The sequence below is a fragment of the Bacillus sp. lyk4-R2A-2 genome (assembly GCF_030209735.1).
Classification (GTDB): domain Bacteria; phylum Bacillota; class Bacilli; order Bacillales; family Bacillaceae; genus Bacillus; species Bacillus pumilus.
Genome location: NZ_JARVRK010000004.1, coordinates 734,787 through 760,867 on the forward strand (window position 1 = coordinate 734,787; position 26,081 = coordinate 760,867).

A 26,081-nucleotide genomic window follows, 5' to 3' on the forward strand; every position below is an offset into this window, starting at 1 on the left:
AAAATTTTGATAGTTAAACTAATGTATAGTAATATCTTTTAAATTATTCCAAACGGGAGGTGTTCAAAAACATTCATTTTCTGTCCTTCTTTAGGCGGAAATTGAGTTCGCGTGGTGATGATGAATGTGTGTTTCTTCAACACGAAAAGACAATTGAATAGGTCATCCTGCCATTAGCACGTTGAAGGAGACGCAGTCAGCACTTCAGACACGCTCAAATATAGCAAATTGATTGATGAACTAGAAGGAGCTTGAAGCAGCTATGTTGCAAATAATTAAAGCAAGATGGATTGTATTAGTGGTGTGGATGATAACAGCTGTGATTCTGTTTATTACTGCGCCCAATTTAGAGGAATTAACAAGAGAAAAAGGGCAATTAAAGGTTCCGGAGGGGACACCAACAGCTGAGGCACTTCACTTATTGGATAAGCTCACAGATCAAAACGGGAAAAAAGATACGGGTGTCATTGTATTCTCCGAACAACATCTGTTCCCAAAGAAAGAGCAGGAATTAAAAAAGGCTTTATCTGCACTCATGACACATGCTCCAGACCTCCACGTTGACGGAATTACTTCGTATTTTCATGTAGATCCGGACATTCAAAGACAACTTTTATCAAAGGATAAAAGTACACTTCTTGTTCCATTCAAATTCGACCACTACGAAACAAAAGCTGTGAAGCTTAAAGAACAAATTGAGGAAGTTTTAAAGCCCTATCATGTTTCATATGAAATGACGGGACAAAAATTTGTGGATTCAGATGTCATTCAAAGCTCTCAACAAGGTCTGAAGAAAACTGAACTTATAACGATCATTTTTATTTTCTTTATTTTAATCATTGTTTTCAGATCGATTTTGGCACCTGTTGTTCCGCTCATTACGATCGGCATTTCTTATGCTGTCAGCCGGTGTATTGTGGCTTTTCTAGTAGAATATATGCAATTTCCTCTATCTAATTTTACTCAGATTTTTATGGTAGCGATTATGTTCGGTATAGGAACAGATTATTGTATTTTGCTGTTAAGCCGTTTTAAAGAAGAAATCGGTCAAGGTCGTGATGTCAAAGAGTCGATTATCATCACATATAAATGTGCAGGGAAAACGGTCCTTTTCAGTGGCTTAGCCGTGTTAGTCGGCTTCTCAAGCATTGGGTTTGCCAAATTTCAATTGTATCAATCAGCCGTTAGTGTTGCTGTTGGAGTTGGTATCCTGCTGATCGCCCTTGTCACCATCGTTCCCTTTTTTATGTCTGTTTTTGGAAAATCCCTTTTCTGGCCATCTAAAAGAGAAAACATTCGCCACCCGCAAAGTAAAATGTGGGAATGGGCTGGGCGTTTTTCATTTAAAAGGCCGCTGATCAGCCTAGGTTTAGTTGCACTCATTACGGTGCCTCCTATTCTGATGTACGACGGGACTCTTTCTTATAACAGCTTAAATGAGATTGGGACAAAGTATGAATCAGTGTCTGCATTTAATACGATATCAGAGCAATTTGGCTTTGGGGAAGCGCTGCCCCTGAATGTACTTGTTGAAAGTGACAATAAGTTAGATAACCAAGAAAAGATTGTCATAATTGAAAAACTGACCCGTAAATTAAATGACATTGACGAAGTAAAAACAGTTCGCAGTGTCACTCGGCCTGTTGGGGACGGGCTAAGTCAGCTTTACGTCACCTCTCAAGCAAAAGAGCTGGGCGGAGAACTAGGAAAAGGCCATGAAGGAATCGGAAAAATTTCAGATGGTTTGACCGAAACAAATCTTGCCCTTCTTAAACAAAAACCAAAAATTCAAGAATCCGCTAAAGGCATTGATCAGCTGATTGATGGAACAAAAGCGATCAAAAGCGGCATTGGAGAAGTAAGGGTGTCCCTGATCTCTTTAGAAGATGGGGTGAGGCGCAGTAAAGATGGCGTCGGAACCATTCGAAGTAAAATCAAAGAAGCAAAAAAGGAATTAGAGCAAGAATATCGAAGCAGTGAAGCGATGATTCAAGAGCTTAAACGAATGGTGAGTACGCTGGAACGTCATGCGAAATCAAATCAGCAGCTAATAACCACCATTAAAAAAGTAAAAAGTTCGTATGAAAATGTATCGTTTGAAGCACTTGAAAAACGGCTTCCAGAAGTAAAAGATATGGATGAATATAAAGAAATAAAGAAAGTATTCAAAGACACAAAAGGAATGCTTGATCAAGCAGGGGACCAAATGAGTCTGTATGAAGAGGAAGCCTCTGTCTTTAAAGAAAAGATCAAGAAAGCAGATTCAGTGATTCAAAGCCTATCAAGCAAGCAAAAAGAAGTAAAACGTCAAGTACAAGCGCTCATGGAAGGACTGGATCAAATTTATGCCGGTCTTGATCAAACAAATGAGGGTCAAAAACAATTGATTAAAGAAATGCCTAAAATTGAAGATGGCGCAGACCAGCTGACAGACGGTCAAAAAGCCATCAAAAAAGGATTTAGCCAGCTTTCATCAAAACTCACATTGTTAACAGATGGTTTAGATGAAAGTATTGAAGGGCTTGAGCAGGTCAAAAGCGGCTTCACAGAGGCGGACGGCTATTTAAAGCAGCTTCAGAAAGCGCCAGATGAAGAAATAACAGGCTGGTTTATTCCAGAAGAAGTGCTGAAACGCCCTGAATTTAAGCAAATCTTTCATACGTATATGTCTCCTGATCGTAAATTAACAACCTTTGAAGTTATTTTAAATGTGAATCCATACAGCAATGAAGCGATGAAAGGCGTTGCGAAAATTGAGGACACCCTTGATCAATATTTACCTGTCAGCGGGTTAAAGAATGCAAATTACGGTGTGTCTGGTATCTCAAGTTTAAATGTAGATTTAAAAGAAACATCTGACGGTGACTTTATTCGAACGGTCATTTTCATGCTAGTTGGCATCTTTATCATTTTAATTATATTATTACGGTCAATCGTCATGCCGATATACTTAACACTTTCACTCATTTTAACGTATTTTACATCCGTCGGTTTAACAGAATGGATCTTTAAAACATTTTTTGGCTACGACGGTCTCAGCTGGGCTGTCCCATTTTTCAGCTTTGTCATTCTTGTCACCCTTGGCATTGATTATTCGATCTTCTTAATGGATCGCTTTAATGAATGGAAGGGAGAGCATGTGCAAGCATCAATGATATCAGCGATGAGAAATATGGGTTCCGTCATTATTTCAGCAGTCGCGATATTAGCGGGGACCTTTGCTGCTATGCTGCCGTCCGGTGTATTATCACTTGTTGAAATTGCAACGGTCATACTCATTGGGCTTTTATTATATGCTTTTGTTGTATTACCGCTCTTCATCCCGGTCATGGTTCGTATTTTCGGTAAATGGAATTGGTGGCCTTTTAGAATGAAATAACGACCGGCGTCTCTGCTTATAGCAGAGGCGTTTTTATTTCCTATCCTTTCCTCTGATTGATATAATGTCTATTAAATGGCTGTTTTACGTATATATCAGCTATGTTCTAATACATAATAAATAGGATGAACAAAGGAGGTTTCTCATGACGTACTTACAAGAGAAGACACTAGACACACCTGGTCTTCATACTCATATTGTCAAAACAGAAAAATTTAAAACGGTCACAATCCTTTTTAAAATGCTTGCGCCTCTATCGAAAGATGACGTCACCATGCGTTCACTTTTCCCGCATGTGCTGTTAAGAGGAACAGAGAAAATGCCGAAAACAGGAGAATTGCGTGCTTATTTTGATGAGCTTTATGGTGCTACGGTTTCAGCAGACATGGCGAAAAAAGGGGAGAATCACATCATTACCTTCCGCCTGGAAATGGCGAATGAGAAATATTTAAAGGATCAAACCCCTTTACTAGAAAAAGGGATTGCCTTACTATCTGATCTACTATTCCATCCGTATGTTGAAAATGGAGCGTTTAGTCAATTATATGTAGATCAAGAAAAACGCACTTTAAAACAGCGAATTCAAGCAGTGTATGATGATAAAATGCGTTACTCGAACTTAAGGCTTGTGCAGGAAATGTGCAAAGGTGAACCGTATGCACTGCACGTCAATGGAGAAATGGAAGATATCGAAACGATCACAGCTCATTCGCTGTTTGAAGCATATAAGCATGCGCTTCAAACAAATCAGCTTGATCTTTATGTTGTGGGAGATGTAGACGAACAAGACATCAGCCAAATGGTCTCTCAATACTTCAAAACAAGTAATAGAGAACCGGTCAAACAACACGCTGAATCAGCAAGCACGCAAAGAGAAGCAAAAGAAGTCATCGACGAAGAAGACGTAAAGCAAGGCAAACTGAATATCGGCTTTCGCACGCATACGACGATTGCAGATGACGATTATCCGGCTTTGCATTTGTTTAATGGCATATTCGGCGGCTTCTCACACTCGAAGCTATTCATCAATGTTCGGGAAAAAGCAAGTCTTGCGTACTACGCTGTGTCTAGACTTGAGAGCTTTAAAGGCTTGATGATGGTCATGTCAGGAATTGAAGTCGGCAACTATCAGCAGGCAGTAGACATCATTAAAGAACAATTTGAAGCGATGCAAAAAGGTGATTTTTCAGATGAAGCGATTGACCAAACAAAAGCTGTCGTCAAAAATCAGCTGCTTGAAACGATCGATACATCTTATGGGACAGCGGAATACCTGTATCAGCATGCCGTTGTGCCAACAGGGGAAACGCTTGATTCCTTTTTAGAAGCACTTGACCGAGTGACAAAAGAGGACATCATCAAAGTGGGTCAGAAAATCGAATGGGATACGACCTATTTTCTTAAAGGAACGGAGGGTGCTTCATGACAGTGAAAACAATTCAATTCGACCAGCTGCAAGAAACGGTCTATCACGAAAAAATGGAGAGCGGACTTGACGTCTATGTGCTCCCAAAGCAAGGGTTTAACAAAACCTATGCGACCTTTACAACCAAATATGGCTCTGTCGATAACGAATTTGTGCCGCTTGGCAAAGAAGACATGATTCGAGTGCCTGACGGAATTGCCCATTTCTTAGAGCATAAACTGTTTGAAAAAGAAGACGGAGACGTATTTCATACATTTAGTAAACAAGGAGCATCCGCAAATGCTTTTACGACATTTACGAGAACAGCTTACTTATTCTCAAGCACCTCAAATGTCGAACAAAATCTTGAGACACTCATTGATTTTGTTCAGGAACCTTATTTTACTGAAAAAACGGTCGAAAAAGAAAAGGGCATCATTGGTCAAGAGATTAACATGTATGATGACAATCCGGACTGGCGTTTATTCTTCGGTCTGATTGAAAATCTATATCAAGAGCACCCCGTGAGAATTGATATAGCTGGAACAGTAGAAAGCATTGCTCCGATTACAAAAGATCATTTGTATGAATGCTATGAAACGTTCTATCACCCGAGCAATATGCTTCTATTTGTTGTCGGTCCCGTTGATCCGAAGCAAATATTAGATCAAGTTCGAGCAAATCAGGCGAAAAAGCCATTTACAGACCAGCCAGAGATCAAACGAAAAGACATCAATGAGCCTGAAGGTGTGTACCGAAAAGAATACGAACTTCCAATGAACGTACAAGGCTCGAAATGTATGTTCGGTTTGAAAACAAAGAATCCTCATAAAAAAGGAAATGAGCTGCTAAAACATGAGCTCGGAATGAATCTCATTTTAGAGACACTGTTTGGTAAAAGCTCCTTACAATATGAACAAATGTATGAAAAAGGTTTAATTGATGAGACCTTCAGCTACGATTATACGGAAGAAGGCGGCTTTGGCTTCACGTCAGTTGGCGGAGACACAAATGATCCTGATCAACTGGCGAAAGTATTAAAAGAAACCCTTCTTCAAGCAAAGAACTTGATCTCAGAAGAGAAAATTGAGCTCGCGCGTAAGAAGAAAATCGGAAGCTTTTTAAAAGCGATGAACTCTCCTGAATACATTGCAAACCAATTTACCCGATATGCATTTTTAGACATGAGCTTATTTGATGTCGTGACTATGCTGGAACAGATCCAATTAACCGACATTCAGCAAATTTTAGAGGAAGAAATTGATGAAGAACGGATGTCCGTTTTCAAAGTCGTCCCGAAAACCAAATAAATAAAGAGAGACAAACTCAGATAAATGAGTTTGTCTTTTTTGTCTCTAATGAATAAAAGCCTGTGATTTGTATGGATTTTCATTGACAATCATTTTGTTCATTAGTTAAACTCTTTAATAGTTAAACACTTAAACTAAAAAAGGAGCAGCGTATGGAACAAAATAAAATTGCACAGCTCATTCAGAGATATGCAGACGTCTATCTTATGATGGAAAAAAAGGTATCGAGTATGATCACGGAAAAGCTTGATAAAGAGCTGACGCTTGATCAGTATTACTCGCTTCGATACATCAATTTACATCCTGGATGTACGTCTACTGACCTTGCAAATGTATGCAATGTGAATAAAAGTGCGGTAACCTCCATGACCAATCGTCTTTTTACAAAAAACTATATTGTCCGTGAGCACGATAAAGCCGATCGAAGAAATGTTCACCTTTACGTCACGCCAGAGGGCAAAGATGTGGTCAGCCGAATGGAAAAGCAGCTTCAGGATCTCGTTCGATCTTATTTTGAAAAGCTGGAAGAAAAAGAAATGGAATCATTTATTCAAACATATGAAAAGATCTATCAAGTAATCATCGAAGAGGAGGCACAAAGTACTAATGAGAGCAATCATAAAGGGTAGATGGCTGATCACGATTTTATGGATCGTATTAGCGGCAGTGTTACTCATCACCGCCCCTAATATGGCGCAATTAACAAAAGAAAAAGGGCAAATTTCAGTACCAGACGGCTATCCGTCCTCATATGCAAATCAGTTATTAAAGAAAATGTCTGAAAACGGTGATACAGAAAAATCAATTGTCATTGTCTTTCAAGAAAAGAACATCGTCAAAGAAAGAGAAACATCTTTAAAAAAGGCAATGGAGATTTTAGAAAAGGACCAAGATCTACATGTCGAGGACATCACTTCTTATTTTGACGCCAATAAAGATATCAAAAAACAGATGCTTTCTAAAGATCGCACGACGCTCCTTGTTCCAGTTACATATGACTCAAACAAAATCAAAGCTTCCGATTTTAAAGAAAGAGTCAATGAAAAGCTGAAGAGCTTAAATCTAACATATGAAATGACAGGACAGCCGTTAATTGATGATGACGTGATCACAAGCTCGCAAGAAGGTCTGAAGAAAACTGAGTTCATTACGATTGGGTTTATTCTTATCGTTCTTGTCCTTGTCTTTAGATCAGCTGTGGCGCCTTTCGTTCCATTAGTCGCAGTAGCTTTGTCTTACTTGGTGAGTCAATCCATCGTGGCTTATTTAGTTAAATATCTCGACTTCCCGCTCTCGACCTTTACCCAAATTTTCATGGTCGCGATCATGTTTGGAATAGGAACGGACTACTGCATTCTACTTCTCAGCCGCTTTAAAGAAGAAATCGCACACGGTAAAGATAAAATTGAGGCAATTCTCATTACGTATAAAACAGCAGGAAAGACTGTTTTATTCAGCGGAATTGCTGTGCTCATCGGTTTTACATGTATTGGCCTGGCACAGTTTCAGCTCTATAAATCGGCTGTTGCCGTAGCAGTTGGTGTCGCTGTGCTCATTGTGGCGCTTCTCACGATTGTTCCGTTCTTTATGGCGGTTTTAGGAAAAGTGTTATTTTGGCCGATTAAAGGTGATATTGCGCATCCGCAGTCAAAAATGTGGGAAACAGCAGGACGCTTTTCATTTAAAAAACCACTTTTCAGTTTATTAATCGTAGGAATCATTACGCTTCCGCCCATTCTCATGTATAAAGGAACGCTTTCTTATAACAGCTTAGATGAAATCGGTAATAAATATGAATCAGTCAATGCATTCAATACGATTTCTGACAAATTTGGACCAGGAGAAGCTCTACCTGCAACGATTGTCGTGAAATCAGCTGATCTGTTAGACAACAATAAAGGGCTGATTGCTGTTGAAAAACTCAGCCGTGCAATTGAACAAACAGATGGCGTAAGTAAAGTGAGAAGTGCGACACGTCCTGTCGGTAAAGGGCTGAGTGATCTATACGTGAAATCACAAGCAAAAGAACTAAATACCGGACTTGATAAAAGTAATGAAGGCTTGAAAAAAATCCAAGATGCACTGACGACAATGAGTCAATCCATTGAGGATCAAACGCCGCAAATCAAATCATCTGGAAAAGGCATTAACAAATTGATTTCTGGTACAGAATCAGTGAAAACAGGCATTCAAAACATCGAAAAATCGTTAAGAGATTTACAAGGCGGAATCGATCAAAACAAAAACGGTGTTGCACAGATTAAAGAAAAAATTAAAGGTGCGAAAAAAGAATTAACGACTCAAGTCGCACAAGTAAATCAGCAAGTGTCGCTATATAAAAGCATTTCCAAAGAATTAAAGGCAGCATTGGCGCAGGTGGATACGTCCTCCTCTGCCGCAGCGGATGTAAAAGCATTAATCACACAAGCAAATAAACAATTTAGTACACTTGAAAAACAAATTCCGCAAGTGAAAGAAAATCAATCGTATCAAGCCATCAAAGCTTCATATAATGAACTTTCTACGACCTTGCAAGAAGGCGCAAAACAGGCAGACAGCTATGCCAAACAAGCGAAAGAAGCTAGAAAACAGCTTGAAGCAGCGGATGCCTTTATCGCAAAAGCTAAAGAGCAGCAAAAAGTTTTGACGAGTCAAATCGATGAACTCGTTGCTGGCTTAGATGCAATTGAAACTGGATTGGATAAAACGTCTAAAGGTCAAGGGCAAATAGCTGATAATATGCCAAAGCTTGCTAATGGTGCCGGGCAAGTGATTGATGGTCAAAAACAAATGAAAGAAAAGATTGGCGGCTTTGGTGATAACCTGACCAAACTGACAGATGGGCTGAACAAAAGCGTCGATGGCTTAGAGAAAATTTCAAGCGGATTAATGGGTGCAGGTGACTACTTAGACGAACTGAAAAATGCACCAGATCAAGACATGGCCGGCTGGTTTATCCCAAAAGACGTGCTGAAAAACAAAGCATTCAAGCAAGTGTTTGATTCATACATGTCGGATGACCGCAAGATGACAAAGATTGATGTCATTTTAGAAAAAAATCCATATGGCAACGAAGCCATGTCGACGATCAAACAAGTAGAAGCTTCTGTCGAGCGGGCACTTCCTGAAACGAATTTAAAAGATGCATCATTCGGCGTTTCAGGTGTATCAAGTATGAATGCTGATTTAAAACAGCTTTCAGACCAAGATTTCAATAAGACGGTTCTTTACATGATGATCGGTATTTTCCTCATCCTTGTGATCCTGTTCCGTTCGCTTGTGATGCCGCTGTACTTGGTAGGTTCACTTATTTTGACTTACTTTACAGCTATCGGAATGACAGAATTTATTTTCACTCATTTCTTCGGATATCCGGGCATTAACTGGGCGGTTCCATTCTTTGGATTTGTCATATTAATGGCGCTCGGAGTCGATTATTCGATTTTCTTAATGGAGAGGTTCAATGAATACAAAACAAAAGACATTCAGTTTGCGATGACCGAATCAATGAAGAATATGGGCTCTGTCATTATGTCTGCTGCTGTTATTTTGGCAGGAACATTTGCAGCCATGCTTCCTTCAGGAGTGCTGTCTCTCCTGCAGATTGCAACACTTGTTCTCACAGGACTTTTGCTGTACGCACTCGTTGTGCTACCATTGTTCGTACCTGTGATGGTGAAATTGTTCGGATCAGCGAACTGGTTCCCATTTAAACGAAAAGAATAGATATTTCAAATAGAAAGTAGGAATCCATGTGATGAGTCGTTGGGCGCTGATAACAGGTGCCAGTGGCGGGATTGGGCAGGCTGCGGCAAAAAAGCTTGCCCAGGAAGGCTGCCATGTGATACTCCATTATCACAAAAATGAACAGACAGCCGTGCAGCTTGCCGCTGAGCTGGAAGAAACATGTCATATTCAGACGCATGTCGTTCAAGCGGATTTAGCTAAAACGGGCGGAGCAGATGAGCTCGTCAGCCGTCTGCCTGTATGTCCAGATATTCTTGTATTAAATAGCGGTAAGAGTCATGTCGGATTAGTGACAGATACAGAAAAAGACGTATTAGCCAGTATGGTGCAGCTTCATGTCACAAGTCCATATGAGCTCACCCAGCACCTATTGCCAGCCATGATTCAAAAAAAAGCAGGTCATATTGTTGCGGTAAGCTCAATATGGGGAGAAACAGGTGCATCGTGTGAAGTGCTGTATAGCATGGTAAAGGGGGCGCAAAATGCGTTTATTAAAGGTCTGGCAAAAGAGCTTGCCCCAAGTGGAATTAGAGCAAATGCTGTTTCGCCAGGTGCTGTCCATACAGACATGATGAAAAGCTTCACACAAGAAGATATTGACATGCTGGAGGAAGAAATCCCGCTTGGCCGGCTTGCATCACCTGAGGAAATTGCAGCTGTCATTTGGTTTCTCGCCTCAAAGCAGTCAAGTTATATGACAGGTCAAATTTTATCCGTTAATGGAGGCTGGTACTGTTAAATAACGTGTATAATTCGTAACTCCATGACAAAAGCTATGGCTGTAATTCATCTTTTCGAATGGAGGAATCGACATGTCAGTACTTGAGAACTGGGACCATTGGAAAAACTTTTTAGGTGACCGCTTAAATCATGCGCAGGATAAAGGCTTAAAAGATGATACCATCAATAACCTTGCGTATGAAATTGGCGGATATTTAGCTAACGAAGTTGAAGCAAAGAACGAGCAAGAAAGAGTACTTGCTGACCTTTGGAGCGTTGCATCAGAAGATGAGCAGCGCGCAATTGCCAATATGATGGTCAAACTGGTTGAAAATAATAGCTCGCACTAAACAAAAAGAGGGGTCGTTTGTGCCTCTCTTTTTATTTTAACTGTTTCACAACATTGTGCTTTCTAAAAATGTGAAAATGCTTTATGATATAGGAAGGTAAAAATTTGCCACAATGAAGGGGGTAATATCATTTGGCAAAGCTCGAATGGTATTTTGAATATGAGATACAGGTAAACCGTCCCGGACTTTTAGGAGACATTTCATCTCTAATGGGGATGCTTTCAATTAATATTGTGACAATTAATGGTGTTGATGTATCAAGACGCGGAATGCTTTTGCGCTGTGACCATACAGATCAAATTAAGCGCCTTGAATCAATTTTAAATACAATGGAAACGATAAAAGTAACGAAATTAAGACAGCCAAAACTTCGTGACCGCTTAGCGGTTCGTCACGGCAGATATATTCAGCGTGATGCAGATGACAAAAAGACGTTCCGATTTGAAAGGGACGAGCTTGGTCTTCTTGTTGATTTTATGGCAGAACTATTTAAAAAAGAAGGACATAAATTGATTGGGATTCGCGGGATGCCGCGTGTCGGAAAAACAGAATCAATTGTGGCTTCAAGTGTATGTGCCAGCAAGAGATGGCTATTTGTATCGTCGACTCTTTTGAAACAGACGATCCGAAGTCAGCTGATTGCGGATGAATACAGCCCAGATAACGTCTTTATTATTGATGGGATTGTGTCGACGCGAAGAGGTTCTGAGAAGCACTTGCAGCTTTTAAGAGAAATTATGAGACTGCCGGCAACAAAAGTAGTTGAGCATCCAGACATCTTTATTCAAAATTCAGAATATACAATGGATGATTTCGACTATATCATTGAATTGCGTAATAGTGCAGACGAAGAGATTACATATGAGCACGCTGAAGAACCACAAGTGTTTGATCATTCTGGTTTTTCTGGCTTCGATTTTTAATATGGTAATGGTAGGTGTTTGTTTTGACTGAATTGGGAAAACGGCTCATTGAGGCCAGAGAGGAAAAAGGGATGTCGCTGGAGGATCTTCAGACGGTGACCAAAATCCAAAAGCGCTACTTGCTAGCAATCGAACAAGGAAACTATGATATTATTCCAGGTAAATTTTACGTCAGAGCATTTATTAAACAATATGCCGAAGCCGTTGGACTAAATCCTGAACAATTGTTCGAAGAATTTCGTAAAGATGTGCCGAGCACATATAACGATGAAGTATCTGATAAATTATCAAATATTAAGCCGCAAAGAGAGCTGCCTAAGCCTGCCTCGAAGGTGCTTGAGCTGCTGCCGACCATCTTGATTATTGGAGGCGTCCTTGTGGTCATCGCGATCATTTATGTCATCGTGCAGGCGGTCAATCATGATAGCGGACAGAAGAACAACCAGACGGCTCCTCAGCAGTCAGAATCTAAGTATGAAGTATCTGAGGATTCATCTCTTGCCAAGGATCAAAAGAAAAAAGAAAAAGCTTCGTCAGATGATCAAGAAAAATCATCTAAAAAAGATGACTCATCAAAGGATTCATCCAAAGACGATGAAACGGTCTCTTTGAAGGCAGCGAATACAGAAGGCTCAACGACAACGTATGAAGTGTCAGGCGCAGATGAGATGGAGTTAACCATTTCTGCTACAAAAGCTTCTTGGCTGCGCGTCAGAGACGAATCTGGAAAAGTGCTGAAAATGGGTGAACTTAAAGATGGCGAATCGTTTAAAACAGACTTGTCTGAGCTCTCTCAGGTCGATATCCGTCTAGGCAATGCGACTGGAATTGATATTAAGGTGAATGACGAGACGCTTAAGTACGAATTAGACCCTAAGAACACCATGACACAAAACATTGTGATTGTGAATAAAGGAAAGGAAAAGTCATCTTAAGCAAGTAGATGACTTTTCTTTTGTTCCTACTATTATATATACATAAAAAAATGGCTTATTGGAGGATTGAAATTCATGTTTAACTTACCGAATAAAATAACTCTTTCTAGGATCGCCTTGATCCCTGTTTTTATGATTATTATGCTTGCACCTTTAGATTGGGGCGTTGCGCGTTTTGGTCACGTCAGCATCGAAGTGACACATCTTGTTGGAGCAATCCTGTTTATTGTTGCTTCGACAACGGACTGGATTGATGGGTACTATGCGCGTAAACTGAACTTAGTGACGAATTTTGGTAAATTTTTAGATCCGCTTGCAGATAAATTGCTTGTTTCAGCTGCTTTAATTATACTTGTTCAGTACAACCTCACGCCGGCATGGATGGCGATTGTGATCATTAGCCGTGAATTTGCTGTAACTGGTCTAAGGCTTGTACTAGCTGGAGGCGGTGAAGTGGTAGCAGCTAATATGCTTGGAAAAGTGAAAACATGGGCGCAAATCATTGCGATTTCAGCTCTTCTATTGCATAACCTGCCGTTCGAACTTGTATCATTCCCGTTTGGTGACCTTGCGATGTGGGTAGCAGTGTTCTTCACTGTTGTGTCAGGCTGGGATTACTTTGTGAAAAACTGGGAAGCTTTAAAGAATGCTAACTAAAAAGGACGTGTACGCTTTGAAGTCAGAGAGAAAAGCAGAAATTATTGCAGTCGGTTCCGAACTTTTGCTAGGGCAAATTACGAATACGAATGCACAATTCATCAGCAAACAGCTGGCTGAAATTGGTGTGAATGTTTATTACCATACAGCAGTTGGTGACAATCCAGAGCGTTTAAAAAGGGCCATTCAAGTGGCGCAGGAAAGATCGAATTTTATTATCTTCTCAGGTGGTCTTGGACCAACGAAAGATGATTTAACAAAAGAAACCATCGCGAGTACGCTTGGAAAAGAGCTCGTGCTAAATGAAGAAGCATTTGAATCCATTCAAGAATACTTTCGAAAGACTGGACGAGACATGTCACCGAATAACCGGAAGCAGGCACTCGTCCTAGAAGGATCTGATGTGCTCGTGAACCGGTTTGGAATGGCTCCAGGTATGTTTATTCAAGAAAACGATACGTTTTATATGCTTCTTCCTGGTCCGCCAAGTGAACTGCATCCAATGTTTGAGAACGAGGCGAAGCCGCTGATATCTGAGAAACTGGATTTGAAGGAAAAAATCGTGTCTGTTGTTCTTCGCTTTTTCGGAATCGGTGAATCACAGCTTGAAACAGACCTAGAAGATTTAATTGATGCTCAAACCAACCCAACGATTGCACCTCTCGCATCTGACGGTGAAGTGACACTTAGGCTCACGGCTAAGCATAAGGATGAAAAAGAAACGGAGCGTCTGTTAAAAGAGACGGAAGCGAAAATTTTAGCGCGTGTAGGAGAGTACTTCTACGGGTATGGTGATACATCACTTGTCCGTGAAGCCTCCAAGGCTCTGCACGAACACGGGAAAACAGTGGCAGCGGCTGAGAGCCTGACAGGCGGAATGTTTTCTGAATGGCTGACAGATCTTGAAGGTGCATCGTCGATTTTAAGCGGCAGTATCGTTTGTTATACAAACCAAGTCAAACAGCAGGTGCTTGGCTGCCGTGAGGAAACATTGTCTTCTCATGGTGCTGTTAGCAAAGAGTGTGCTTTAGAGCTTGCTGAAGGTGCTAGAAAGCTTACGGGAAGTGATATTGGCATTAGCTTTACGGGTGTAGCAGGCCCTGATACCCACGAGGGACAGCCTGTCGGAAAAGTGTTCATCGGGCTATCTACGAAAGACCATACAGACGTGTTTGAATGGATGTTTACAGGAAGCCGGTCGGGCATTCGAAAGCGCGCTGTGAAATACGGACTGCATCACTTGCTCAATTTATTAAAAGAAAGTTAATTTTGTTTTTTGTTAGGTTTACTCCTTTATAAAAGAGTGTTTTTTCTAATAGAAATCACTCTTTTCTTAAAAATCTGCCAAGAAAAAATCGAATATGTGTTCGTTTTTTTCTTGGCAAATGACGTGAAACAAGGTATAGTATAGATAGTGGAATTGATAAAGGAGGAAACAATAGAATGAGTGATCGTCAAGCAGCCTTAGATATGGCTCTTAAACAAATAGAAAAACAGTTTGGTAAAGGCTCTATTATGAAACTAGGAGAGCGAACAGATACACGTATTTCAACAGTACCGAGTGGTTCGTTAGCACTTGATACTGCACTAGGAATAGGTGGATATCCTCGTGGCCGTATTATTGAAGTATATGGTCCAGAGAGTTCTGGTAAAACGACAGTAGCACTTCATGCCATTGCCGAGGTTCAGCAGCAGGGAGGACAAGCTGCATTTATTGATGCAGAGCATGCGCTCGATCCAGTTTACGCTCAAAAACTAGGTGTCAATATTGATGAGTTGTTACTTTCTCAGCCTGATACAGGAGAACAAGCACTTGAAATTGCAGAAGCTCTTGTCCGCAGTGGTGCAGTTGACATTGTTGTTATTGACTCAGTAGCTGCTCTTGTACCAAAAGCAGAGATTGAAGGAGACATGGGTGATTCACACGTTGGTCTACAAGCACGTTTGATGTCCCAAGCACTTCGTAAACTATCTGGTGCCATTAATAAATCAAAAACCATTGCCATCTTTATTAACCAAATTCGTGAAAAAGTTGGGGTCATGTTCGGTAACCCTGAAACAACGCCAGGTGGACGTGCGCTGAAGTTCTATTCATCTGTTCGTTTAGAAGTGCGCCGTGCTGAACAGCTGAAGCAGGGCAATGACATTATGGGGAATAAAACGAGAATTAAAGTAGTGAAAAACAAAGTAGCACCGCCATTCCGTATTGCAGAAGTAGACATTATGTACGGTGAAGGAATTTCAAAAGAGGGCGAAATCATCGACCTTGGAAGCGAACTAGATATCGTACAAAAGAGCGGTGCTTGGTATTCTTACCAAGAGGAACGTCTTGGACAAGGCCGCGAAAATGCGAAACAGTTCCTGAAAGAAAACAAAGATATCATGCTAATGATTCAGGAGCAAATTCGCGAACATTACGGCTTGGATAATAACGGAGTAGCGCAGCAGGAAGCTGAAGAGGCGCTAGAAGAATTAGAATAAAAATAAAATCAGTATGAAATGATACAAAAGGCTGGGTGAAAAAACTCAGCCTTTTTTATTTTGCAAAAAACTTTCGACAACTTTTTCAGTACTTCATCCGTCTAAAATATAAAATGGGATTTATTTTGGGAGGAAAAGGTAATGACAAGCCCAACCCGCAGTAGAACTGCAAAACGCAGACAGAGAAAACCAAATCAGAGGGGAAAACTTGTGCTTGTTTTTTTAGCAGCGATGATTTACTTAACGATGTGGAATGTGCTTCATCGAAATAGTGAAGAGAACAACCCGTTTCAACAAACTGCAGCAGCTTCAAGTACTAGCCAGAAAAAAGAAGTCAAAAAGAAAACCGTCAAAAAATCAGAGGAACAAATCAAAACAGTAGACCGCAATCAAAATATCAGCAGCTATTTAAATGAGATCGGTTTCAGCGGAACAGCCATGATGGTTAAAAATGGAGAAATCGTAACAAATAAAGGTTTTGGTTATGCAGACCGTAAACAAAAAATTCAAAATAATCCATTGACATCTTTTTATGTCGGTTCGTCACAAAAAGCGCTGATAGCAACCGCTATTTTGCAGCTTGAGGAAAAGGGGAAACTTCAGACAAGTGATCCGGTAAGCATGTATTTACCTCATTTCCCTAACGGACAAAAGATTACCTTGAAAAATCTGCTTACACATACATCGGGAATAAACGGACATATTGAAGGAAACGGCGCAATTACTCCGGACAATTTAATAAAAGATATAGAACGTCAGGGAATTAATCGTCAGCCGGGCGTATGGGAATACAAGGATTCCAACTATTCTGTTCTTGCTTATATTGTTGCTAAAGTAAGCGGTGAGTCCTATGAACAATATATAACGAATCATATTTTTAAACCGGCAGGAATGACGCATGCAGGTTTTTACAAAACATATGAAAAAAACCCTTATCCTGCTGTAGGGTATAAACTGAAAGGCGGCAGAATGATTACACCGTATATGCCTGATCTATCTCAGCTGTATGGTGCTGGAGATATTTATATGAGTGCTATAGATATGTGCAAATTTGACCAAGCACTGATAGACGGCAAACTGTATTCGCAGAAGAGCTATAAAAAGATGTTTACGCCAGGAAGCAGCTCCACATACGGAATGGGATTTTATGTTGCTCCCGGCAGCTATTCAAACCATGGTGTCATGCCGGGTTTCAACATTTTGAACAGCTTTAGCAAATCTGGACAAACCATTGTTGTATTGTTGTCAAACATTCAAAATAACACGAAACTGGGCCAAGTGAACAATATAATATATCAGCTGCTGAATCAAGAATAATTCTGATCTGCTTTTGCAAACGTTAAGATAGCAAGCTTGACAAGTATTTCCGACACAATTACAATGGAAATGTATCACTTGTTTTTCTTAACATGATTGATAACTAATTTAAACTTGACAAGGGCAGTGAGGATCTCATTCCCTGTGAAGGCCCTGTATGTTGAGACACAAAACAATGTACATGCCGACACTTTATTTGTAAAACCAAGTTCATAGCAAGAGGAGGTGAAAATATGTCGCCTACGATGTTTACGATCATCTCCATTTTGCTGAGCCTAATCTGTTTAGTTGTTGGCTACTTTGTTCGTAAAACCATTGCAGAAGCAAAAATATCCGGCGCAAGAAACATGGCCGAACAAATTGTTGAGGATGCAAAGCGTGATGCGGAAGCATTGAAGAAAGAAGCGCTCTTGGAAGCGAAGGATGAAATTCATTCCTTTCGTGTAGAGGCGGAGCAAGAAGTTCGTGAAAGACGTAATGAGCTTCAAAGACAAGAAAACCGTTTACTTCAAAAAGAGGAAAATCTTGATCGCAAAGATGAATCTTTAGATAAACGGGAGTCCCTGTTGGAGAAGAGAGATCATTCTCTGAATGAACGACAACAACATATTGAAGAGATGGAAAGCAAAGTGGATGATATGATTCGTTTGCAGAAAGCCGAGTTGGAACGTATTTCAAGTTTAACTCGAGATGAAGCGAAACAAATCATTCTGGATCAAGTTGAAAATGAGCTTTCCCACGACATTGCAGTCATGACGAAAGAATCTGAAAACCGAGCGAAAGAAGAGGCTGATAAAAAGGCGAAAAATATTCTTTCACTTGCGTTACAGCGTTGTGCAGCTGATCATGTAGCTGAAACGACGGTATCTGTAGTCAATCTTCCAAATGATGAGATGAAAGGTCGTATTATCGGACGTGAAGGACGAAATATCCGTACGTTAGAAACGTTAACAGGTATTGACTTGATCATAGATGATACACCTGAAGCTGTTATCCTATCGGGCTTTGATCCGATTAGACGTGAAACAGCGAGGATAGCTCTGGACAAGCTAGTCCAGGATGGCCGCATTCATCCTGCACGAATTGAAGAAATGGTGGAAAAATCACGCCGTGAAGTCGATGATTATATCCGTGAGATGGGTGAGCAAACGACATTCGAAGTCGGAGTTCACGGTCTGCATCCGGATCTCATCAAGATTCTCGGTCGCTTAAAATTCCGTACAAGTTATGGACAAAATGTCCTGAAGCATTCAATTGAGGTTGCACATCTTGCAGGTCTCATGGCTTCAGAGCTTGGAGAAGATGCAAAGCTTGCAAAACGAGCAGGTCTTCTGCATGACATTGGAAAAGCCATTGATCATGAAGTAGAAGGAAGCCACGTAGAAATTGGCGTTGAGCTTGCGACGAAATATAAAGAGCATCCTGTTGTCATCAACAGTATTGCCTCTCACCACGGTGACCAAGAACCGACATCTATTATCGCTGTTCTTGTTGCGGCAGCAGATGCATTATCTGCAGCACGCCCTGGTGCACGAAGTGAGACGCTTGAAAATTACATTCGGAGACTTGAGAAATTAGAAGATATCTCTGAATCTTATGAAGGTGTTGAAAAATCGTTTGCGATACAGGCTGGACGTGAAGTACGTATTATGGTGAAGCCGGATTCAATTAATGATCTTGAAGCTCACCGTCTAGCAAGGGATATTCGTAAGCGGATTGAGGACGAGCTCGATTACCCTGGTCACATTAAAGTGACGGTCATTCGAGAAACTCGCGCAGTAGAGTATGCAAAATAGAGCGGTGCGCTTAGCGCCGCTTTATTTTTTTGTGTAAATATGCAACACTGATAAGAAGTCAATTTATAAGAGAAAGGGTTCAAAGCGCATGAAAATATTATTTGTTGGAGATATTGTCGGTTCACCTGGACGAGACACACTGAAAGAATACTTGCCAAAGCTAAAGAAGAAATATCAGCCCCACTTTACCATTGTCAATGGAGAAAATGCTGCTCATGGAAAAGGGATCACTGAAAAAATCTATCATGAACTGCTGCAAGCAGGAGCTGACGTGCTCACAATGGGCAACCATACATGGGATAAAAGAGACATTTTTGATTTCATCGATGACGCAGCCAACATGGTTCGTCCGGCGAACTTCCCAGAAGGTACACCTGGTAAAGGTCTGACGTTTATCAAAAAACAAGGGAAAGAATTAGCCGTCATCAACCTGCAAGGACGTACTTTTTTACCCCCACTTGACTGCCCATTTCAAAAAGTAGACGAGTTAATTGCGGAAGCATCTAAACGTACACCGTTCATTTTTATTGATTTTCATGGTGAAGCCACAAGTGAAAAGCTAGCGATGGGCTGGTATACAGACGGCCGTGCATCATGTGTCGTTGGAACGCATACACATGTTCAAACAGCAGATAATCGCGTTTTGCCAAAAGGAACTGCGTATATTTCAGATGTGGGAATGACAGGACCTTATGATGGCATTTTAGGTGTTGATCGGGAGACGATTATTAAACGATTCAAAACGAGTCTTCCAGTCCGTTTTGAGATTGCGGAAGGACGCACGACATTAAGTGCAGTAATCGTAGAAATTGACGAACAGTCGAAAAAAGCTGTCAAAATTGATCGAATTTTGATAAATGATGACCATATTTTCTTTGAATAAATGTTCACATATTTATTTCAGAAAAATATTAATCAGAAAGAAGGAATATGCGCCCTCTATCGTGAATATAGTAAAAATGGTAGGTAGCCTGCTATTTTTGAAAAACATTTTGGGGATGGATTTTCAAAAAATAGCATCATCTAACAAAGATTGTTCTAATGAACACTCACTTATCCATTGTAAATTTAAGGGGGAGCAGAAATGGAAATTTTAAAAGTGTCAGCAAAGTCAAATCCGAATTCAGTAGCAGGAGCATTAGCAGGCGTTTTACGTGAACGCGGTGCAGCGGAAATACAAGCAATCGGCGCTGGAGCGCTGAATCAGGCGGTCAAGGCTGTAGCCATAGCAAGGGGATTTGTTGCACCAAGTGGAGTGGATTTGATATGCATTCCAGCCTTTACTGACATTCTTATCGATGGAGAAGAAAGAACAGCCATCAAATTGATTGTTGAGCCACGATAATTCTAATTTTATTATTTTCAACCTGCTTACATCATGTAAGCAGGTTGTTTTTGTTTACCACTATACATTTCTTATATAACATATTCAGTTCATGAAATAGATAAAAATGACATATTAGAGCTTGCATTTTTTCACCATGATGATAAATTAAGATTAAGTTAAAAATACTTCATCAAAAATAAATATTTAAGTAGGTGAAATAATGATTGAAGCTTTTTTGAAAAGAGGAAAGCTTGTTTTTATTTTATTTTTTATTGTTCTCATTGCTGGCGGCTATTTATTTACGCAGCTTCCTAAGCGAGAACTGCCAGAATTCCAAGCGAATATCATCACGATTTCCACCGTGTTCCCAGGTGCGGATGCAAAACAGGTGGAAAGTGATGTAACCAATAAGCTCGAATCAGCCATATCTGATATCAATGGTGTAGAGAAAACGAGCTCTGTTTCTGCCATTGGGTTTTCAAATATTGTGCTTGAAATTGATGATCAAGCCGACTTTCAAAAGGTGGCAAGTCAAATTAAGAACGAAACCACAAGTGCTGCGTCGTCCTTTCCTGATGGAGTGATGGAGCCTGATGTAAAGGATGAGTTTGGCAGCGTGCCGGTTGGTTCTTATATGGCTGTGGCAAGTCAATCAGCAGACTTAGCAAAAAGTCAGGAATCGCTGCGTGCGTTGAAGGAAAAGGTTGAGGACATCAATGGGGTAGACAGTGTCGTCATCAAAGGATTCAATGACAAACAAGCGGTATTAAACTTAGATTCAAGTAAACTGGAGGATGAAGGGTTAAGTGTAACGGATGTCACAAATGCCATCAATCAGGAATTTGACACATCTCCACTAGGCGACATTCGGACAGGCGGCGAGAAGGTTAAGCTGTCCATCGATGCCTACGACCGTTTGAATCAAGTGAAAAAGCTTGAGCTTTTCTCCAAAACGAACCGTGAACCGGTCACAATCAGTCAGCTTGGCAGCTTAAAAGAAGTAGAAAAAGAGAAAAGTGACATTGTATCGTATAACGGAAAGCCTGCCTATTCATTTACAGTCAATATCAAACCAGGGCTTGATATTCCTAAAATGTATGACAAAGTCAGTCATGTTATTGAGAAAGAGAAGCAGCTTCCAAGTGGTGTCGAGTGGGTAAACTACTATTCACAAAAAAGTGAAGTGGATGCCATTTTTAATGATTTGATAAAAGAAGCCATTGTTGCGGTCATCGCTGTTATTGTTGTCACCACACTTGGTCTGACCATTGGCGGTGCGTTCATCGTTTCACTTGCCATCCCATTATCAATCACAATCGGAACGATTCCGCTGCCATTTTTACAAGTGGACCTCAATCAGATATCGATTATCGGATTTATCATTGCCCTAGGAATACTTGTCGATGATGCCATTGTCGTCAACGATAATATTTTAAGGCAGATGAAAAAATATGAAAGTCCGCTGAAAGGAACGATTGCAGGGGTCAAAGAAGTTGCAGGGTCTATTTTGACCTCAACACTTGCGGTTGTGTTTGCTTTCTTGCCACTTGTTTTCCTATCAGGTGCAAACGGTTCATTTATACGAGCATTACCGTCTGTCCTCGTAACGACTGTACTTGCGTCTATGGTAATTTCTCTGACACTAGTGCCAGTCTATCAATATACTGTGAACCGAAAAAGACAGAACAAGAAAATTCAAAAAGAGCCAGGATTCCTAGGCAAACCGTTAAAAAAATTAGCTGATTTTTATGCAGACCGTGTGCTGACGAATATTGTGAAGCGTCCGCTGCTTATTGGTTTAAGTGGTTTGCTTGTTGCAACGCTTGCCTTTTTACTAATTTTCGTCACACCATTTGAATTTTTCCCTGCAGCGAATAAGAAAGAAGTGGTTGTCACTGTCACACTTCCAAGTGAAACAACATTAGACAAAACAAATGAAACATTAGAGAAAATAGAACAAGAGATGAAACAGCAGAAAGGCATTGAAGAGACGGCGATCTTTGCAGGCGGCGGTGTACCGAACCTGTTTAATGAAAGTATCTCAAATGCAAGTGATCATACTGGCCAGGTTGTCGTGAGAGTAGACAATGATCAGATGACGAGTAAACAATTGATCGATCGTATGACAGAGCCATTGCGTAAGAAATTTAAAGATGCTGATATCTTTATGAAAACCATTGTTCAAGGACCTCCAACTGGTGCACCTGTGACAGTAACCATTGCGGGTGACTCTTTTGCAAAGCTCATTGATGTTAAAGAAACGCTCACAAGTGAAATGAAAGAAAAAGGAGCGAGCTTGATCACTGACGATGTCAATCAGCCGGTAAAAACGATCTCCTTTGAACTAAACCGTGACCGAATGGCAGAGGATGGCCTCAGCGCTCAGCTTGTCAGCAGACAGCTCGGTCTTGTGACAGAAGGCATGCCATTAGGCAGCTTTAAACAAGGAACAAAAGATATCGATTTAGTGGTCAAACAGGATGTAGGTACACATCAAAATGGATTAAAGCTAAACAAAATAAAAGTGCCTGTGAATTCAAATGAAGGCGGTATGCCTTCACTCGAGCCACTTAGCCGATATGTAAAAGAAAAAGAAACAGAGCAGTACGAAAGCATTCCACATGAAAATGGAATTCCGACCATTACGCTGAAGGCGTACCCTGGCACGTCAGAGTCGTTTAAAGACGACATGAAAGAAGTCGTCGATCAAGTAGGAAAAACAGATGCAGCGAAGGATCTAGCTATTTCTCAAGGCGGAGAAAATGAAGATCAAACCAAGTTCTTTATTGAAATTAGTCTCTTATTTGGGGTTGTCTTGCTTCTCATTTATGTGACCATCGCTTTCCAGTTCAATTCATTGATGCTTCCACTATTAGTTCTAGGAACGGTTTACTTAGCGATATCTGGAGCTGTTATCGGACTATTTGTCACACAAACGCCGTTCAGCTTTATGGCAACAATGGGAATTGTCTCATTAGCTGGTATCGTGGTCCGAAATGCGGTTGTCTTGTTCGAGTTTATTGAGCAGCGGCGTAAGCAGGGATTCGATCAACAGACAGCTGTCATTGAAGCGGGAAGAGCAAGGATTAGGCCAATTTTACTAACAGCATTTACGGCACTTGTTGCCCTAATGCCTGTAGCATTAAGTAATGATCCGCTCTTTAAGCCGCTGGCAATCTGCATTGTATCGGGTGTCTTTTTCTCAACAATTTTGACACTATTAATTGTGCCAGCCTTATATATTGCCGTTTCAAAAAGACGGTGAATCAAAAAGTAAATCTCCTTTTCTATGGGGATTTGCTTTTTTTTTTAGAAAAATATCCAAAAAAATATGTGGAGTGTTCATTTGTCTTTTTGCAGTAGACAATGGTATTTACGACGAAAATAAGACGTGTTAAAATCTCATTGGGAGAAGTTTTTTAACAAAGGGGTTGTACGTCATGTGTGGAAAGATGAAAGCAATTGTTAAAAAAGAAAGCGCTTACGGAGCGGTGCTGATGGAGATGCCGATTCCAGAAATCAAAGATCACGAAGTATTGATTCAGGTGAAAGCCACTTCGATATGCGGAACAGACGTGCATATTTACAATTGGGATGACTGGGCAAAGGGAAGAGTTAAAGCGCCCTACATTTTTGGACATGAATTTACAGGGGAAGTTGTCAAGACGGGGAAGCAAGTCTCACGTGCAAAAGTAGGGGATTTTGTATCGGCAGAGACACATGTTGTATGTAATCAGTGCTCTATGTGTTTAACAGGTCAACAGCACTTGTGCAATGAAACGAAAATTTTAGGAGTAGACATTGACGGCTGTTTTGCTGAATATGTCAAAGTACCTGAACAAAATGTGTGGCACAATCCAGCTCAAATGCCAGTAGAGCTTGCGTCTATTCAAGAGCCGCTTGGCAATGCGGTTCATACAGTGCTGCACACACCTGTTTCAGGTAAGTCAGTGGCGATTTTTGGCTGCGGACCAATCGGTTTAATGGCGATCGCCGTCGCGAATGCTTCCGGTGCTGTCCAAGTGTTTGCTGTCGATCAAAACGAATACAGGCTGAATCTTGCCCGGGAAATGGGAGCAGACCATATCGTGGATATTGGAAAAGGTGATCCTGTTGAGGTGATTAAGCAGTTCACGCGGATGGAGGGGGCAGATGTGATATGCGAGATGTCAGGACATCCAGTTGCCATTAATCAAGCTCTCGAAGCTTGTGCAAATGGAGGGAAAATCAATATACTAAGCTTGCCAGAACGACCAGTGACAATTGACATTACGAATCAAATTGTTTTTAGGGGATTAACCGTGCAAGGGATCACGGGGAGAAAAATGTTTGAAACGTGGCGTCAAGTATCTGAGTTATTAAGAACAAATACCATCGATGTCAAGCCAGTTGTCACCCATACACTACCATTTGAACAGTTCGAAAAGGGATTTGAACTCATGAGAAATGGGATGTGCGGAAAGGTCGTACTGATGATGCCATCAAATCAAAGGGGGAAGAAATGATGAAAGAATTCACGTATTTACAAGATGAACTGGAAACAATGAAGCAGCAAGGCACTCACCAAACATTGAAAGAGATTGACTCAAAACAATCATCCACTGTGACATTAAATGAACAACCTGTCATACAGCTCTCCTCAAATAACTACTTAGGCCTCACCTCACATCCAAGGCTGATGAAAGCGGCAAAAGAGGCCATTGATCAATTCGGTGCTGGTACGGGGTCGGTACGAACGATCGCTGGCACAATGACGATGCACGAACGTCTTGAAAAAAAGCTCGCTGCATTTAAAAAGACCGAGGCAGCCCTTGTATTCCAATCAGGCTTTACGACCAATCAAGGGGTCTTATCAAGTATCCTGACAAAAGATGATATTGTGATTTCAGATGAACTGAATCATGCCTCAATCATTGACGGCATTCGGTTAACAAAAGCAGATAAAAAAGTATATGGTCATTCCAATATGGAAGAGCTTGAGAAAATTTTAAAGAAATCTATGAATTACCGCGTTCGTCTCATCGTCACAGACGGTGTGTTCTCGATGGATGGAGATATTGCGCCACTTCCTGAGATTGTCAGGCTCGCAGAAGCATATGATGCATTTGTGATGGTAGACGATGCACATGCCTCGGGCGTGCTTGGTGAAAATGGCCGCGGGACAGTCAACCATTTTAAACTCGACGGCAGAGTGCATATTCAGGTTGGGACACTTAGTAAGGCTGTCGGAGTGCTCGGCGGCTATGTAGCGGGATCAGCCGTTTTAATTGATTATTTAAAGCATAAAGCAAGACCGTTTTTATTCAGCACCTCACATCCGCCAGCTGTGACTAGAGCGTGTGAAGAAGCGATTGAAGTGCTGATAGACGAACCAGAGCGAATTAGCACGCTCTGGGAAAACGCCGCCTATTTCAAAGAAAAAGTCGTCAGCCTTGGATTTCAAGTTGCTCCGACAGAAACACCAATTATTCCAATCATGATTGGAGACGAAGCTCTTACGTTCCGCTTTTCAAAGGCTTTAATAGACCGAGGCGTGTTTGCCCAGGGCATCGCTTTCCCAACTGTAGCAAAAGGAAAAGCGAGAATTAGAGCCATCATCACAGCAGAGCACACAAAAGAAGAACTGGACCGTGCACTGACGATCATCGAAGAAGAAGCAAAAAAACTGAACATACTTGATTGAGAGAGCGCAGGCTCTCTTTTTTTAATAAAGAGATTGGCTGTGACCTTCTTG

General features: G+C 40.9%; 19 protein-coding genes. All 19 read left to right on the top strand.

The window, feature by feature from the left end; genetic code table 11:
- Nucleotides 1–262: 262 nt before the first annotated feature.
- The 19 genes from QRN39_RS06530 (at nucleotide 263) to QRN39_RS06620 (ending at nucleotide 26,030) form a co-directional block, all read left to right on the top strand.
- Nucleotides 263–3,379: an MMPL family transporter gene (locus tag QRN39_RS06530; RefSeq protein WP_253622599.1), complete on the top strand. Its 3,117-nt coding sequence runs from the start codon at nucleotides 263–265 to the stop codon at nucleotides 3,377–3,379.
- 145 nt (nucleotides 3,380–3,524) lie between these two features.
- Complete coding sequence (gene yfmF, locus QRN39_RS06535; protein WP_268458622.1) at nucleotides 3,525–4,805, top strand: EF-P 5-aminopentanol modification-associated protein YfmF; 1,281 nt, start codon at nucleotides 3,525–3,527, stop codon at nucleotides 4,803–4,805.
- Nucleotides 4,802–6,094, top strand: a complete 1,293-nt coding sequence (gene yfmH, locus QRN39_RS06540) for an EF-P 5-aminopentanol modification-associated protein YfmH (protein WP_106028935.1) — start codon at nucleotides 4,802–4,804, stop codon at nucleotides 6,092–6,094. Before yfmF ends, yfmH begins: the two co-directional genes overlap by 4 nt.
- 152 nt (nucleotides 6,095–6,246) lie before the next feature.
- The gene (locus QRN39_RS06545; RefSeq protein WP_003212512.1) at nucleotides 6,247–6,723 is read left to right on the top strand and encodes a MarR family winged helix-turn-helix transcriptional regulator; all 477 of its coding nucleotides are present in this window, start codon (nucleotides 6,247–6,249) and stop codon (nucleotides 6,721–6,723) included.
- Nucleotides 6,701–9,820 carry an MMPL family transporter gene (locus QRN39_RS06550; protein ID WP_268458620.1) on the top strand — a complete coding sequence of 1,040 codons (3,120 nt, stop codon included), beginning with the start codon at nucleotides 6,701–6,703 and terminating at the stop codon, nucleotides 9,818–9,820. The genes QRN39_RS06545 and QRN39_RS06550 overlap by 23 nt, the downstream gene beginning before the upstream one ends.
- Nucleotides 9,821–9,851: 31 nt before the next feature.
- Nucleotides 9,852–10,580, top strand: a complete 729-nt coding sequence (ymfI, locus tag QRN39_RS06555; protein WP_268458619.1) for an elongation factor P 5-aminopentanone reductase — start codon at nucleotides 9,852–9,854, stop codon at nucleotides 10,578–10,580.
- A 73-nt stretch (nucleotides 10,581–10,653) separates the two neighbouring features.
- Nucleotides 10,654–10,911: a DUF3243 domain-containing protein gene (locus tag QRN39_RS06560; protein WP_003211590.1), complete on the top strand. Its 258-nt coding sequence runs from the start codon at nucleotides 10,654–10,656 to the stop codon at nucleotides 10,909–10,911.
- Between the two features lie 131 nt (nucleotides 10,912–11,042).
- The gene (locus QRN39_RS06565) at nucleotides 11,043–11,834 is read left to right on the top strand and encodes a DUF3388 domain-containing protein (RefSeq protein WP_003211480.1); all 792 of its coding nucleotides are present in this window, start codon (nucleotides 11,043–11,045) and stop codon (nucleotides 11,832–11,834) included.
- A 23-nt stretch (nucleotides 11,835–11,857) separates the two neighbouring features.
- Nucleotides 11,858–12,769 carry a helix-turn-helix domain-containing protein gene (locus QRN39_RS06570; protein WP_003212257.1) on the top strand — a complete coding sequence of 304 codons (912 nt, stop codon included), beginning with the start codon at nucleotides 11,858–11,860 and terminating at the stop codon, nucleotides 12,767–12,769.
- A 75-nt stretch (nucleotides 12,770–12,844) separates the two neighbouring features.
- Nucleotides 12,845–13,426, top strand: a complete 582-nt coding sequence (gene pgsA, locus QRN39_RS06575) for a CDP-diacylglycerol--glycerol-3-phosphate 3-phosphatidyltransferase (protein WP_003211136.1) — start codon at nucleotides 12,845–12,847, stop codon at nucleotides 13,424–13,426.
- A gap of 16 nt (nucleotides 13,427–13,442) precedes the next feature.
- Complete coding sequence (locus tag QRN39_RS06580) at nucleotides 13,443–14,693, top strand: competence/damage-inducible protein A (protein ID WP_034620034.1); 1,251 nt, start codon at nucleotides 13,443–13,445, stop codon at nucleotides 14,691–14,693.
- Between the two features lie 176 nt (nucleotides 14,694–14,869).
- Nucleotides 14,870–15,907: a recombinase RecA gene (gene recA / locus QRN39_RS06585; RefSeq protein WP_050944976.1), complete on the top strand. Its 1,038-nt coding sequence runs from the start codon at nucleotides 14,870–14,872 to the stop codon at nucleotides 15,905–15,907.
- 141 nt (nucleotides 15,908–16,048) lie between these two features.
- Nucleotides 16,049–17,224 carry a serine hydrolase domain-containing protein gene (locus QRN39_RS06590; RefSeq protein WP_137054611.1) on the top strand — a complete coding sequence of 392 codons (1,176 nt, stop codon included), beginning with the start codon at nucleotides 16,049–16,051 and terminating at the stop codon, nucleotides 17,222–17,224.
- Between the two features lie 233 nt (nucleotides 17,225–17,457).
- Nucleotides 17,458–19,020 carry a ribonuclease Y gene (rny, locus tag QRN39_RS06595; protein WP_003211958.1) on the top strand — a complete coding sequence of 521 codons (1,563 nt, stop codon included), beginning with the start codon at nucleotides 17,458–17,460 and terminating at the stop codon, nucleotides 19,018–19,020.
- Between the two features lie 88 nt (nucleotides 19,021–19,108).
- A complete protein-coding gene (locus tag QRN39_RS06600; protein WP_003212177.1) occupies nucleotides 19,109–19,903 on the top strand; it encodes a TIGR00282 family metallophosphoesterase in 795 nt (264 codons plus the stop codon).
- A gap of 201 nt (nucleotides 19,904–20,104) precedes the next feature.
- Nucleotides 20,105–20,365, top strand: a complete 261-nt coding sequence (spoVS, locus tag QRN39_RS06605) for a stage V sporulation protein SpoVS (RefSeq protein WP_003211281.1) — start codon at nucleotides 20,105–20,107, stop codon at nucleotides 20,363–20,365.
- A 202-nt stretch (nucleotides 20,366–20,567) separates the two neighbouring features.
- Nucleotides 20,568–23,612: an efflux RND transporter permease subunit gene (locus QRN39_RS06610; RefSeq protein WP_284906549.1), complete on the top strand. Its 3,045-nt coding sequence runs from the start codon at nucleotides 20,568–20,570 to the stop codon at nucleotides 23,610–23,612.
- Between the two features lie 175 nt (nucleotides 23,613–23,787).
- Complete coding sequence (gene tdh / locus QRN39_RS06615) at nucleotides 23,788–24,852, top strand: L-threonine 3-dehydrogenase (RefSeq protein WP_284906551.1); 1,065 nt, start codon at nucleotides 23,788–23,790, stop codon at nucleotides 24,850–24,852.
- A complete protein-coding gene (locus QRN39_RS06620; RefSeq protein WP_284906553.1) occupies nucleotides 24,849–26,030 on the top strand; it encodes a glycine C-acetyltransferase in 1,182 nt (393 codons plus the stop codon). The genes tdh and QRN39_RS06620 overlap by 4 nt, the downstream gene beginning before the upstream one ends.
- Nucleotides 26,031–26,081 lie beyond the last annotated feature (51 nt).

Bases quoted from the DNA above. Each gene is read 5' to 3' on its own strand.
- QRN39_RS06530 (WP_253622599.1), top strand. From the start codon at position 263: ATGTTGCAAATAATTAAAGCAAGATGGATTGTATTAGTGGTGTGGATG.
- yfmF (WP_268458622.1), top strand. From the start codon at position 3,525: ATGACGTACTTACAAGAGAAGACACTAGACACACCTGGTCTTCATACT.
- pgsA (WP_003211136.1), top strand. From the start codon at position 12,845: ATGTTTAACTTACCGAATAAAATAACTCTTTCTAGGATCGCCTTGATC.
- QRN39_RS06545 (WP_003212512.1), top strand. From the start codon at position 6,247: ATGGAACAAAATAAAATTGCACAGCTCATTCAGAGATATGCAGACGTC.
- spoVS (WP_003211281.1), top strand. From the start codon at position 20,105: ATGGAAATTTTAAAAGTGTCAGCAAAGTCAAATCCGAATTCAGTAGCA.
- QRN39_RS06600 (WP_003212177.1), top strand. From the start codon at position 19,109: ATGAAAATATTATTTGTTGGAGATATTGTCGGTTCACCTGGACGAGAC.
- ymfI (WP_268458619.1), top strand. From the start codon at position 9,852: ATGAGTCGTTGGGCGCTGATAACAGGTGCCAGTGGCGGGATTGGGCAG.
- QRN39_RS06550 (WP_268458620.1), top strand. From the start codon at position 6,701: ATGAGAGCAATCATAAAGGGTAGATGGCTGATCACGATTTTATGGATC.
- QRN39_RS06590 (WP_137054611.1), top strand. From the start codon at position 16,049: ATGACAAGCCCAACCCGCAGTAGAACTGCAAAACGCAGACAGAGAAAA.
- QRN39_RS06560 (WP_003211590.1), top strand. From the start codon at position 10,654: ATGTCAGTACTTGAGAACTGGGACCATTGGAAAAACTTTTTAGGTGAC.
- tdh (WP_284906551.1), top strand. From the start codon at position 23,788: ATGTGTGGAAAGATGAAAGCAATTGTTAAAAAAGAAAGCGCTTACGGA.
- QRN39_RS06610 (WP_284906549.1), top strand. From the start codon at position 20,568: ATGATTGAAGCTTTTTTGAAAAGAGGAAAGCTTGTTTTTATTTTATTT.
- yfmH (WP_106028935.1), top strand. From the start codon at position 4,802: ATGACAGTGAAAACAATTCAATTCGACCAGCTGCAAGAAACGGTCTAT.
- QRN39_RS06620 (WP_284906553.1), top strand. From the start codon at position 24,849: ATGATGAAAGAATTCACGTATTTACAAGATGAACTGGAAACAATGAAG.
- recA (WP_050944976.1), top strand. From the start codon at position 14,870: ATGAGTGATCGTCAAGCAGCCTTAGATATGGCTCTTAAACAAATAGAA.
- rny (WP_003211958.1), top strand. From the start codon at position 17,458: ATGTCGCCTACGATGTTTACGATCATCTCCATTTTGCTGAGCCTAATC.